The following is a 12,974-nucleotide window of genomic DNA, read 5'->3' as shown; positions in this document are numbered from 1 at the left end:
TCCGTTGTGGAGTTTTAGTGATAGGACAACATTTTCATGGGACATTCATTTTGGGAACTCCCCCCCCGAAAGTGTTAAGTTTGAGATTACAATCTGCGGGGAGCAAAAAGTTGGTAACTTGAGTGGCCACGTTTTTTGAAAAGAGCATCCAGACGTGACTCATTGGGGCGCAGATGTGCTCCTGCCATCCGGGACGGCCTATCCGCAACATGGTCAGGGGAAAAACGTATTCATCAGTGAGCGTGTACACGCTGAGTCGGGGGCACTGCGGGTCCGGAACACTGTTGACGTGTTGTGAAATGGATCGACCGGGAATGAGATCTCGGGCCATGGTGTTGGTTCCGAGCCAGGCTAGGTCACTTCCTCCATGTGGCGATCCCAATGTCACTAAGGCAGCCACTCGATCTTGATAGGCGGATTTTCCGGCCACACTTCGGGCAAGAAGACCGCCAAGACTGTGCCCGACAAGAATGAGTTTGCCGCCGGGACTTTTGGCCAGAATATCTGCTACTCGGATGTTCAATCCGGCAAGGGCGGAGTCGAAATCCTTGGTAAAACTGTTGTATTGGTAGGTTTGAATATTGGTGAATCCTGCACGGTTGAAATGGCGTTTCATGAAAAACCATGACGTCTTGTTGTGATACAGTCCATGGATCATCAGGACGGGGATTCCGATTGGTTTTTCGCCTCGATCGGGAAGGAGGGCACACAGAGTCATGGGGAGCAACAAACATTCAGCAGCCACCGCCGAGAGAATCCCTTTGCCAAGGGCTTTGTCCAGTCGCCCGACACCTTGATGAATGACCGGTAATTGACCGGCCCGACTGTTTGAAATGAGGAACGCACCATAGCGAATGATGGCGAAACCCACCAACAAGGCACACAGGATTGCAAGAATGATACATATCATGCGAAAGCATGACGCGCCCACGGCTTCGTGTCAATATGGTGATAAAAGATCATGCCTTGCCCTCTGGCTGGGTCGCGGTGTATCTCCTTGCCAAACATCAAAGGAGAACATTGTGGGAAAGACCACCTTATGCCTTGATATAGGCAGTGGCACACAAGATGTGCTGCTGTACTCACCTGCAAGAGAAATTGAAAATTGTCCGAAATTCGTCATTCCGTCACCGGCTCTCCAGATCGGCCACCGGATTGACGCCTTGCGGCTGCAAGGACGCAATATCTGGCTGTACGATCGGAATATGGGCGGCGGTGTCACTCGATTCATTCGTTCACATCTGAAAGCCGGACTCAAGGTCGCTGCCAGCCGAAGTGCAGCATATACCATGGCGGATGATATTACCCGTGTGAAGGATATGGGTATTGAGTTGACCGAAACCTGCCCAGTCGGGTTTAAAGCGGTTCGTTTGACGGATTTTGATGAGTCATGGTGGCGAACATTTCTTGAAGTTGCAGAACTTCCGTGGCCCGACCGAATTGCAGCGTGCGCCCAGGATCATGGTTTTCACCCGGGCGAATCAAATCGACGCGGAAGATTTTCGCTCTGGAAGACCTTTTTGAATGAAGGAGAAGGACGGCCAGAGTCCCTGATTTATACCAAACCACCTGAAATGATGACCCGGTTGCACGATGTGCAGCAAGATATTTTGGGCGGTGTGGTTGCGGATACCGGTGCGGCAGCGGTGTTGAGTGCGCTGTACGTTGAGGAAATCGAAGCGCTCAGTAACACCACAGGGATTACGCTGGTGAATATCGGGAACTCCCATCTCATCGCCTTCCTGCTTTTCCAGGGCCGTATTCATGGAGTGTACGAACAACATACCGGCTGTGTCACCAGTGAAAAATTGTGGGAAGACTTGCACCAATTCAAACAAGGCACCTTGCCGTTCGAACAGGTCTTTGAAGACCGGGGGCATGGCTGCTTGACCTGCGACCTTCCGAAAAAAGCGAACGGGTTCGGACCGACCTTCGTCCTTGGACCACGCCGAGGCATGTTGAAAGGGTATGATGTTTCTTTTCCGGCACCGGGAGGAGATATGATGCTCGCCGGGTGTTTTGGACTCATCAAAGGGATGGAATTGGCCACAAAAATGAAAAAATAAGCCCGTCGATATCTGATCGTTGACTGCGGGCGGGGAGTATGGCTACTACAATACGACTATGCCAAAAAAACGACTTATCGCCGTCACACTGTGTCTTTTTTTGTTTTCGGCCACTGCTCATGCAGGCACGATATTCGTCAACGAGAAAAGTGTTCAGCCGGGTCAGGGGACATCCTGGGCCACAGCGTTCAGCTCATTGCAACAGGCATTGAGCATCGCTCAAAAAGGCGATCAGATATGGGTTGCCGAAGGCGTGTATCGCCCAACGGACTCCACCGACCGCAATGCCAGCTTCCACCTCATACCCGGGGTGGAAGTGTTTGGCGGATTCTTCGGTGATGAAACTGATCTGACACAACGAAAACACACACAGCATCAGACGGTCCTGTCCGGCGATATCGGGCAACCCGGTTTTCCGGATGACAATGTTTACCACGTTGTCAGCGGCGCGGATGGCGCAGTGCTGGACGGTTTCACCGTGACTGGCGGGTATAGCCAGAACACGGCATGGACCGGCGAAAAAAATCGAACAGCGGCATCGGTGACAGCCCGACCCCAGCTCGGATTTGGCGCGGGGTTGCTTAATTTTCAGGCATCTCCCATCATTCGCAATTGCACGTTTCAGGACAATCACGCATTGCTGGGCGGCGCAGTCTATTCCATGACCGCTTCGACGCAGCGTCCGACCGCTCGTCCGGCTCAATCGCCCCGTTTTGAAAATTGTACCTTTTGGCAGAATTCGGCCGTGGGTCACGGTGGCGGCGTGGTCAATGAAATGCGGACAGCTCCGCTATTTGTCTCTTGCGTTTTTGATTCAAATATCGCCGATGTTTCCGGCGGCGGGATGTTTAATGATTTCGGGACGGCCCCGTTGATACTCAATTCGATTTTTCGCAATAATGAAGCGAAAAACGGCGGTGGTATAGCGAATGAAGGCGGTTCCACCCCGGTCCTGTATTATGCGACATTCACGGGCAATCGTTCTTCCGAATCCGGTCCTGCCGTTTTTCAAGGCGAGGGCGCACTGAACACGACTGTCCTGACGAAATCCATTGTCTGGGAGAATGAATGCGAAGGCGCGGACACCCGTTTCCAAAACAGTGAACAGTCCGTTATCCGAGTGCAGGATTCCGTGATTCAGCATGGATACGCAGGAAAATCCGTCTTCCGGGCAAATCCGGGTCTGAATCGCACTTCCGAGACCATGTTGAATGTCGGGTACAAGACCAACGGACACCGATTCCGTGCGTCAAAGATTCAATACAGAATCAAGGACATCGAGCGTTTTGATGTGGTCAAGAACCTGCCTGCCTACACCGAGGACTATACGTCTTCGGTCGATCCGATCCTTCTTGCAACTGTGGACAAGCATCCGGTTGTCGCCCCGCAGGCTTCTTCAAAAACAGCCACTGTCCCGCCAGTCAAAACCATTCCGTCAACACCGCAGGACCACGCGATGTCACAACCAAAATCGCGCACACCAGCGACTGCATCGCACCAATCGATCGAAAAAATCAAACCGGCTGCCATTCCCGAAAAGCAATCGGTCATCGAATTGACCCCATCGCCGACCACTGTGACAAGCCCGGCCCAGCCCACAACCGAGACCGCGACACAGACTCCGCCGTCTTTGCACAAGGCCGCAGAGTCCACTGAGCATTCGGTTCAGCCGAAACAGCAGTCTTCATCATCTCCGGTCACGCCGACAATCGAACCGCAAAAAACAGCACTTCTTACTCCTTCGGCAACCGGACAGAGCGTCACGAATCAAGAGGCCTCCCCGACATCCAAAGCAACGACGTCGGCCAAACAGCCAAATATCGATATGCTCATGCTGACCATGGATACGGACGGGAATGGGTATATTACCATTAATGAGGCGACCGGGACCATCAAGGATACTTTTTGGCGCATGGATCGCAATGGCGACAACACGCTCTCCAGGACAGAGCTGGTCAAGGCCACCGAATCCACCAAACGTCTCAGCCCTGCACCGGCACCGAAAATCACCCCCACAACACCTCCGAAAACAACGACAGCGGCCTTGGCACCGAGCACGCATCAACCGAGTTCCCGACCGAAAATTACCAGCCCTGCGGTTCCGGTCATTTCTCACGCCGTAGCGACTGAAGCCAAACAAGGCGGCTATACCCTTTTCGCCCCCATTGGGAGTAAGGATACCTTGCTGGTGGACATGAACGGGACCGTGGTCAAGACATGGCATGGCAAGGACCTTTCAACCGGGGCTGTCTATCTGCTCAATAACGGCAACCTGTTGCGCAGCGTCTCTCCAGGGGCAGGAGAAATTCGTACCCCGTTTACGGGGAAGGGCGTCACCGGCGGCATTATTCAGGAGGTCTCTCCCCGGGGCCAGATCGTCTGGGAATATTCGTACATCTCGAACAAAGTTCGTCAGCATCACGACATCGCGCCCTTGCCCAATGGAAATGTGTTGCTTCTGGCCTGGGAATTGAAAACAGAATCCGACATTGAAGCGGCGGGCGGGTCTGTTCGTACCCACCCGGATGGGGTCATTTGGGCAGAACATATCGTGGAAGTCCGCAAATCCGGTCCCCGAAGCGGGACCATCGTTTGGGAGTGGCATGTATGGGATCATCTTGTGCAAAATACCGATCAGTCGGCACCGAATTATGCCAACCCGGTTCGATTGCCACAGCGGATGGACGTCAATTACAATCCGACACGCACCCCGCACTGGCTCCACGCGAACTCCATCGAGTATAATCCGCAACTCCGGCAGATTGTCCTCTGCCTTTGCAACACCAGCGAGGTCTGGATACTCGATCACTCGACCACCACGGAAGAAGCTGCATCCAATACCGGCGGTCTCATGCACCGGGGAGGAGACATCCTTTTCCGCTGGGGGAATCCACAGGCCTACGGTGCAGCAGGGCGGCCCGAACTGGTGGAACAACGTGATGCACGCTGGGTGCTCGGCGACGCACCGGGAAAAGAACGCATTTTGATTTTCAACAACGGCAATCGTCAGACACAACGGTCTGATATTCTGGAAATACGACCTGAATACTATTTCAAATCGACCCGCCTGAACGCACAGGTCGTCTGGTCGTACAGCAAAAAAGGTGGCGCACGGTTCTTTGCGGACCAGGCGTCTGGAGCGCAACGGCTGCCCAATGGACATACTCTTATCAGTGACAGTCCGGCGGGGCGGATTGTCGAAGTCTCTTCTACTGCACAACCTCTTTGGGAATATCGTTATTCCGTCTCCGGCAGCTCCTCTCATCGCCCCATATATCGGGCCAGTCGAATTCCGCCGGATCATCCGGGACTTCATCGACTCTCGATCACCACGCCATAAGGGGAGCGCGTATGTTTTCGGACAGGATTTTTGCTTGATAATAACGCCTATGCCCTAGGCACAAACAGCATCCCCGTGATACGCTTTGCGTTCAAACAATTGTCAAAAAAGGGGTGACTATGAAAATGTTCTTCCGTTTTTTCCTTGCTGTCGTCTTGGTGGGCACGCTGTTTACCCTTCCCGGAAGTGCCGGATGGGGTGACTCGCTCAAACAGGCCGGTGACGCTGGTTCTGAAGCCCTGGGATTGTCGTACACTCCGTCCGAAGCGGATGCCGGTATCCGGGAAATACTCCATATGGGAACCGATTATGCGGTTGAAGAACTGGGGAAAAGCGGGGGATTCTCAGCCAATCCGGCAGCATCCATCCCCCTCCCGGACTCCCTGTCATCCATGGTCGGAACTTCCGGTCTGCTTTCCATCTTCAACACCGCAGCGGAAGATTCAGTTGATTCAGTCGGCGGGATTTTCAACAAGACCATTGACACCATGGACATCGGAGATCCAACCTCCATGGTCGGCGGAAGTGATACGGCCATCACCGATTATTTTGAAAAAACCGCACGGCCACAACTCAAGGAAATGGCCCGTCCAGTGGTCGCGCAAAGCCTGGAAACAGCTGGACTCGGAACGTATACACAGGCCATCTCGTCAGCTCAAATGCTTTCGAATGCCACAGGTACATCCTTTGCTCCAGAAGACTACGTCACGGATCATGTGTTGGACTCCATGTTTCAGTACATCGGTGATCAGGAAAAAGACCTGCGGGCCAATGGTGCGGCCAATGCAAGCGACCTTTTGAAAAAACTGTTTTAGGAGTCGGGAATGAACAAAATTCTCAAAATACTTTTGGCGGCAGTGGTTGGACTCATTGCTTTGTTTATCATTGCAATCGTCGTTGTGGTGACCACGGTTGACCCCAATGACTACAAGGAAGAAATCGCATCGGCGGTCACGGAACAGACCGGCAGGCAATTGACCTTTGAAGGGGATATCGGATTCACATTCTTCCCGAGAATCGGGCTTGAAGTCGGTGCCATGGCGCTCGGCAACGCCAAGGGATTCTCACCGTCCGAGATGGTCCGTATTGAAAAAGCGGAAGCGTCCATCCGCCTCATGCCTCTTTTGTCCGGCACCGTGACGATCGGCATGGTCGCACTGGATGGATTTACCCTCAATCTTGCCAAGAATGCCCAAGGAATCACCAATTGGGATGATCTGGTGAAAAAGGACGCCACGCAAGAGACGCCGCCCGTACAGGATGAACAGCCTGCGACACAATCAGGGGGGCAGATTCAAGAATTCTCGGTGCAGGGCGTGGAAATTACCAATGCGAATATCGTGTTCAACGATCAACAGGCAGGTACCACCAGTGCGGTGAACAATCTGAATCTTGTCATCGGTGAAGTTGGTGATACGCTCCGGTTCCCCTTTGAGCTGGAGTTTGATCTGAAACTCGACAACCCTCGACTGGAAACCCGTCCCATGCTCGCCGGATTTGCAAAATTCGATCAACAGCAGGGAACGATTGAAATCGACGAAATGACGTTTGAAGCACTGAATCTCAAACTGAATGGATCGTTCTTCGCTTCGTCGAAAAATGGAAAAACCGCTTTTTCCGGTGCCTTGTCGCTAGCAGAGGCTTCCATCAGACAGCTTATGCAGGACATGGGCATGGACCCGTTGGAAACAGCTGATCCCAAGGTCCTGGAAAAGTTCATGTTTGATTTGGAATACACCGGTTCTGACACAGCCGTTTTATTGGAGAAAATGACCGCGCAGCTCGATGACACCACCATTGATATCACTGGTTCAGTCAAAAACTTTGCCAAACCGGCCATTGTATGCGCTTTCAACATAGACACGATCGACGTTGATCGGTATTTGCCGCCATCCTCGGAAAAATCCGAAACAGCAACGGCCAAGGAGCCAGCTCCTGCCACGGAACAGCCCGCGCAGGAACCCGACCTGAGTGCGCTCAAGGAGTTGGACCTCTCGGCCAAACTGACCATTGGTAAGCTCAAGGCCATGAATCTGCACATCGCGGACATTCTGTGCCAACTCAAGGCCCAAAAGGGCGTCCTCACCATCAAGCCGTTTACTGCTCATCTCTACGAAGGCAGCCTGTCGGCCCATTCCATTCTGAATAGTAACACCAAGCGTGCCTCCTGGACGGAATCAGCAACGCTCAAAGGGGTGCAGATAGGGCCACTTCTCAAGGATTTGACCGGAAAAGATCATCTGCTTGGCACCACGGTGGTCAATTATGATCTCAAGGGGATGGGGTTGACTCCTCCGAATATCAAACAGACCATCACTGGCACAGCTTCTTTTGCCCTGATGGACGGGGCCATCAATGGTGTCAATATTGCCAAGATGCTCCGTGATGGATGGAATCGTCTCAAGGGGAAATCAGTCAATACGGACGAACCTGCCCGCACCGATTTTGCCGAGCTACTCGGTTCAGCCGTGTTGAAAAATGGGTATGTCACGAACGATGATCTGTTGATGAAGTCGCCACTATTGCGCGTCACTGGCGCGGGATGGGCCGATCTTCCGAAAAACACCACGGATTATACCGCGACCGTGACAGTGGTTGGAACACTCAAAGGGCAGGATGGAGCGTCCATGGAAGAGCTGAACGGACTCCCGTTGCCCATTCACGTCAAAGGCGATCTGAACGATCCGTCAATCAGCCTTGATGCCAAGGCCATGGCCGAAGCTCTGCTCAAAGGGCAGTTCAAGGAAGGAACCAAAGGTTTGGAAGACACCTTGAAGAAAAATATTCTGGGTGGCTCGGAATCGGGTTCCGATGAAAAGTCCAAAAATCCATTTGGTGGACTTTTCTAAAAGCACTCATTCAATCCCGATGGGAAATCATTCCCATCGGGATTTTTTTATTGTCAAAAAAATAATACACCATTCACTGGTTTCGTCTCGCTCAAAACCGCAACGACAAGCACGTCAACCCGCCGTCGATTTTTTCAAATTCCGACACATTCAAGACCACGGTTTCAACGCCTGTGCCCCTGACTTTCGCCAACGTCTCAGGGAACCCCTCGGGAACAATCACGGTTCCATTCACATACAGACAGTTTCGCGCATACGCTTCGTCATCTTCCACAACAATCCGATTGAAATGCGTCAGTGCATCCAGTTCATTGCAGCAGGGTGACACAAGAAGCGTTTGATTTCCGATATAATTGACGTCCGTCTTGAAATGAAGACTCGGACAACACGCCATGGCTTTCAAACGATATCCATGGGGTTCAAGAACCGTCTTCAATGCCGTAAAGCCGTCGTGATTTGTCCGGTCAGATAACCCGACATACACCTCATTTTCTACCTGCAACACGTCCCCACCTTCCAGGCGAACCGAGGGTGGAATCCGAGCAACGGGCTTGAACTGCGCCAATACCGGCTCGATGCTTTGCTGTTCACCTTGACGTGACGGGGCACTCAAAGGCGTTATGGCCGCCACCTGGTCACACACAATGGCGGTATCCTCCACAAAACAGCAATCAGGATATCCCGGTTCGGCCGGAAGCACCGTGACGTCCAGTCCCAAATGGGTCAACACCTGACAATATGCATCATGTTGTCGCAAGGCGAGATAGAAATCCGGTTTGCCACGATTCACCGTCGTCAAACCATCAACCATTTCTTCAGATGGACGACGTGTTATTGCGCGTGTGAACATGTCTTCGCTCCTTGAAAAATTTTCATGATTCCAAAGAACATGCAGATTTCAAGGAAAATGGTCAAGGTTCCTTTCCCTTCACAGTGAGGTGGCGTGGCATGTCTCCGACGGCCAGAGGGGAACCTCTTGGAAGAGGTTCCCCTCTGGACTCCCTTCCAGAACTTTTTATCGCGCCTTCGGCGGGGTCCCACGACATCGGTTGAGTGGGATTGAAGAAGGGGGAGAGATGAAAGAGGGGATGGTTAAAGAAATGAGAAAGCTTTGTGAAAAATGCTTAAATTTTGATTATAGAGTCTGTAAAAAATACCATTTTTTACAACGTTTTTTCAAGATTCACACGAATTGATGCTGCCGACGGCATCGAGCGAAGCGAGCGATAAAAAGTTTCGGGGAGTCCAGAGGCCCCTTTTCAAAGGGGCCTCAGATTGATTACAAAGTCCAATCTGGCAGGCTGTTGAGAAATCGTCAGCCGCTAGGCGCAAAAAAAGCTCAGGGCCGAAGCGTATTTATGCATACGTGAGGTTCTGAGCTTTTTGTAGCAACGACGCGGATGGCGGTTTGTCAGCAGTCTGAGGCCCTTTTTCAAGGGGGCCTTTGGCAGGTCCAGGACAGCGTCCTGGTCTCGCTGAAAGCGACCCCCGGTAGGGAGGGGGCACGAAAAAAAACGTCCCGAAAGCGTGTGCTTTGGGGACGTTTTTTTGAGTGAAGTCTGTTTTAGGCGGTCACTTCGGCGATTTTTGCTTTGAGTTCATCAGGCTTGAACGGCTTGGTGATGAACGCGGTCACGCCGGCTTTTTCAGCGAGGTTTTGTTGAGACGCTTCCGATTCGGTGGTGACCATGATGATGGGGATATCTTCGAGTCCCGGTGTTGACCTGACCTTGCCGACCAGCTCCATGCCGTCCATGACAGGCATGTTCATGTCGGTGATGATGATATCGAACTCTTCACCTTGTTCAATGAAATCGTATGCTTCTTCGCCATTGCTGGCCATGAAGGGCTCGAAACCGAGATCGGTCAGGATGGCGCGGTGCATGGCGCACATGGACCGGGAGTCGTCGGCAGCCAGGGCCTTGCGCGCACTGGCGGAAAGCTGCGGCAGCCGTTGGATGTCCCGCTCGGCTCTGGGGCCACCTATTTCAGTCAGGAGGGCTTTGAATTCTTCGATGATTTCGGGGTCGTTCGAAGCGACAAGGGCTTCCATCAGGGCGTCAGCCGCGCCTTGTGTCTCGTACAATGCGTCGAAAATGCCGGTCGCCTTGGAGGCGATAACGCCTTGTGCCAAACGGTCGGCCTGTTCGTCCGCATTGATGATCTTGGTGGACAATGTTGAGATCATGCCAGGATTGATGTGCTTCTCAAGCCCACCGATGACGGCCAAGAGAATCAATTCTTCGGTTTCGGAAAGTCCATCCACCAGGCAAATGATGCCTTTCATGGTGCCAATGCGTCCAAGAGCTTCATAGACGGCGTAGCGAACATTGTGATCGTCGGCCAATCCTTTGTCGAAGGCAGCGACGAGTCCATCCGCGCCGAGTTTGTTTCGGAGAAATCCGAGCACGTTGGCGGCCAGAATCTTGTTATCGGTGTCGCCGGTTTTGAAAACCGAAAGCAGCATGGGAACGCACCGTGCGCCAGTGTCGATCAGGGCATCGGTGATGATTCGTCTGACAGTAGGGTTCTTGTGGTGTAGTTTTTCGACCAGAAAGGTGATGGTTTCATCCGAGTTGTACGTTGCCAGTGCGTCAACAGCTTTCCACGTGGTGATGTCGCAGACTTCGAAACGGTCCGGGGCTTCACTTTCGATGATCATGTTCTTGAAATGTTCGATGGATTCGGGATCTTCGAGTTTGCCAAGGGCTTCGATGCATGACGATTGGATGAAGGCATCTTCGTGATGCAGGAAGCGTCTGAATATGGGCAGGGCTGTGTCGTCGGCGATACGGGCAAGCGACGTCAGAATTTCCATGAGCCTGTCGAGATCGGTCTCGGTTTCGGCCAGGGCGACCAACGGTTGCGCGGCTTTCTTGATGGCATATTCTCCGGCGACACGGATACAGAGAATCTTGTACCCGTCATGAGCGTCGCTCAGACCTTGAACGACCTTGTCTTCATTGCTGGATAAGACTGCATTGAGTGCGTTGACGACCATATAGTCAATGGACGTGTCTCCCACCGGGTTCTTGAGCAGTTCCAACAGTCCCGGAAGAGCGTCCGGGTTTTTGCTTCCCGAAATTTCGTTGAGGATCGTGATTTGATCCAGAAATTCCTTGTCTCTGAAATTGTTAAGCATTGGCATGGTTTCTCCACATCTTACAAGGTCGGCGGTTTACTCAAAGCAAAATTCAATGGTGAAGTCCCCGTCCTTCGTCGTGAAGGGGATGGCCATGATAGGGGATTTCGCCATGTGCGAGATGGTGTGATTGTCCCCCATGACAACTGTTGGCGTGGAGCCTTGGAACACGAATCCCTGTTCGGCAAGTCCTGCTCGGGCCTGGCCTGAAATCATGTTTGTCAGTTCACCAACCGCATCCTTGACGTCTTGCATAATATCATCAATCTCGTCGCCGAGCATGTTCTTGACGATAGCGACGGCACATCCCTTGGAGAATGAGAGAGAAACGCTCCCGTTTTTTTCGCCGGTGATGCCTACCATGCCTGAGACGTCTCCCGCCGCGACATTATTTTTCTTGACGTAGGGCTTGCCTACCTCCGGCTTGATGAATGCCATGGTAGACAGTACATCAACGGCTGCTTTTATGAAGGGTTTTGCCAATTTAACATCCATGCTTATTCTCCTTGGGAAATCATATTCGCTGTCACAGAAGCTTTATTATACAACCTTTTGAAATGGTTCGTCAAAGGCAGTGTTTGTCGTTGAATGGATGAGGAAATGGTATATCCTCGTATTTCAATTACCTATCGGCTTCATGTAAAGGGGTCAAGACGTGTAGAATGAGAAATGACACTCTATAACGCCTTTGGAGAACGGAAAAGCAGGGTTGGTCCGCAAAAATGTGCAGCAAGAATGCCCGATGCGGCTTGACAAATTCGCTGGTGACTTCATATTTTGAGAAAATACAAAAAAGGGAGCTGTCATCATGAGTACATACACGATTCATCCCATCGTCATGGGAACCAAGTTGTTTGACAAGGGGATGATGACATATCAACAGGGGTATGGAACGCCGTACACGATTCCCATTTATACCTGGTATATCGAAGGCGGCGACAAGCGTATCCTCGTGGACACCGGCGAGATGCAGCCAATCATTTCCGAAGAACGGGAAAAGGCCATTGGCGGCACGATATATACCTTTGAAGACGGACTTGCGAAATACGGGCTGAAGCCGGAAGATATCGATATCATCATCCATACGCATTTGCATAACGACCACTGCGAAAACGATTACAAATGCGAGAACGCGACGATCTATGTCCACGAAAAGGAATTGGAGCATATCCATACGCCCCATCCGCTCGATTTCCGGTACCTTGAAGACTACATAGAGGATGTGGAGGAAAACGGGCAGGTGGTTGCGGTGAAGAGCGACACCGAAGTGGTACCCGGCATTACCATGATCCACACTCCGGCGCATACGCCCGGCGGCATGTCCGTGAAGATCGATACAGACAAGGGGTCCGTGTTGATTTGCGGATTCTGCACCATTCTGGAAAATTTGTATCCACCCATTGAGGTCAGGGCCATGGAAATGGAAGTGATCCCGCCCGGAACAAACACCGGCCCCAATGAGGCCTATGACATCTTGCTCAAGGCCAAGGACATGGCGGACCATGTTTTGCCGTTGCATGAGCCGAAATGGGCGAGCATGGAGACGGTCCCGGAATAACGTTTTTTCCCCACATGGA

9 protein-coding genes are annotated in these 12,974 nt (G+C 52.1%); 5 read left to right on the top strand and 4 right to left on the bottom strand.

Features of this window, described 5'->3' with window-relative positions; translation table 11 throughout:
• Window positions 1-34 precede the first annotated feature (34 nt).
• Window positions 35-910, bottom strand: a complete 876-nt coding sequence (locus tag GO013_RS13345; protein WP_203529609.1) for an alpha/beta fold hydrolase — start codon at window positions 908-910, stop codon at window positions 35-37.
• 112 nt (window positions 911-1,022) lie between these two features.
• On the opposite strand from GO013_RS13345, the gene GO013_RS13340 reads away from it, so the two are divergent.
• From GO013_RS13340 to GO013_RS13325, 4 genes are all read left to right on the top strand, one after another.
• Entirely contained in the window at window positions 1,023-2,066 is a 1,044-nt protein-coding gene (locus GO013_RS13340; protein WP_163811911.1) for a DUF1786 domain-containing protein, read from the top strand.
• Window positions 2,067-2,124: 58 nt separating this feature from the next.
• Window positions 2,125-5,406: an aryl-sulfate sulfotransferase gene (locus tag GO013_RS13335; protein ID WP_163811909.1), complete on the top strand. Its 3,282-nt coding sequence runs from the start codon at window positions 2,125-2,127 to the stop codon at window positions 5,404-5,406.
• Window positions 5,407-5,525: 119 nt separating this feature from the next.
• Window positions 5,526-6,221 carry a DUF4197 domain-containing protein gene (locus tag GO013_RS13330; RefSeq protein WP_163811907.1) on the top strand — a complete coding sequence of 232 codons (696 nt, stop codon included), beginning with the start codon at window positions 5,526-5,528 and terminating at the stop codon, window positions 6,219-6,221.
• Window positions 6,222-6,230: 9 nt separating this feature from the next.
• The gene (locus tag GO013_RS13325; protein WP_163811905.1) at window positions 6,231-8,255 is read left to right on the top strand and encodes an AsmA family protein; all 2,025 of its coding nucleotides are present in this window, start codon (window positions 6,231-6,233) and stop codon (window positions 8,253-8,255) included.
• A gap of 91 nt (window positions 8,256-8,346) precedes the next feature.
• Here GO013_RS13325 and GO013_RS13320 read toward each other — a convergent pair whose 3' ends face one another.
• The 3 genes from GO013_RS13320 to GO013_RS13310 form a co-directional block, all read right to left on the bottom strand.
• Complete coding sequence (locus GO013_RS13320) at window positions 8,347-9,105, bottom strand: arginine deiminase family protein (protein WP_163811903.1); 759 nt, start codon at window positions 9,103-9,105, stop codon at window positions 8,347-8,349.
• Window positions 9,106-9,819: 714 nt separating this feature from the next.
• On the bottom strand, window positions 9,820-11,403 hold the full coding sequence (locus GO013_RS13315) for a HEAT repeat domain-containing protein (protein WP_163811901.1): 1,584 nt from the start codon (window positions 11,401-11,403) through the stop codon (window positions 9,820-9,822).
• A 30-nt stretch (window positions 11,404-11,433) separates the two neighbouring features.
• A complete protein-coding gene (locus GO013_RS13310; RefSeq protein WP_163811899.1) occupies window positions 11,434-11,892 on the bottom strand; it encodes a chemotaxis protein CheX in 459 nt (152 codons plus the stop codon).
• 313 nt (window positions 11,893-12,205) lie between these two features.
• Between GO013_RS13310 and GO013_RS13305 the strand changes: the two genes are divergently transcribed.
• A complete protein-coding gene (locus GO013_RS13305) occupies window positions 12,206-12,955 on the top strand; it encodes an N-acyl homoserine lactonase family protein (protein WP_163811897.1) in 750 nt (249 codons plus the stop codon).
• Window positions 12,956-12,974: the final 19 nt, after the last annotated feature.

Source organism: Pseudodesulfovibrio sp. JC047 (assembly GCF_010468615.1).
Lineage (GTDB): Bacteria > Desulfobacterota > Desulfovibrionia > Desulfovibrionales > Desulfovibrionaceae > Pseudodesulfovibrio.
The sequence above is the reverse complement of the archived record's forward strand: the minus strand, read 5'-3'. Positions and strand labels throughout refer to the sequence as shown.

Excerpts from the sequence above, each read along its gene's own strand:
- GO013_RS13345 (WP_203529609.1), bottom strand. The coding sequence starts at position 910 with ATGATATGTATCATTCTTGCAATCCTGTGTGCCTTGTTGGTGGGTTTC.
- GO013_RS13335 (WP_163811909.1), top strand. The coding sequence starts at position 2,125 with ATGCCAAAAAAACGACTTATCGCCGTCACACTGTGTCTTTTTTTGTTT.
- GO013_RS13330 (WP_163811907.1), top strand. The coding sequence starts at position 5,526 with ATGAAAATGTTCTTCCGTTTTTTCCTTGCTGTCGTCTTGGTGGGCACG.
- GO013_RS13325 (WP_163811905.1), top strand. The coding sequence starts at position 6,231 with ATGAACAAAATTCTCAAAATACTTTTGGCGGCAGTGGTTGGACTCATT.
- GO013_RS13320 (WP_163811903.1), bottom strand. The coding sequence starts at position 9,105 with ATGTTCACACGCGCAATAACACGTCGTCCATCTGAAGAAATGGTTGAT.
- GO013_RS13315 (WP_163811901.1), bottom strand. The coding sequence starts at position 11,403 with ATGCCAATGCTTAACAATTTCAGAGACAAGGAATTTCTGGATCAAATC.
- GO013_RS13310 (WP_163811899.1), bottom strand. The coding sequence starts at position 11,892 with ATGGATGTTAAATTGGCAAAACCCTTCATAAAAGCAGCCGTTGATGTA.
- GO013_RS13305 (WP_163811897.1), top strand. The coding sequence starts at position 12,206 with ATGAGTACATACACGATTCATCCCATCGTCATGGGAACCAAGTTGTTT.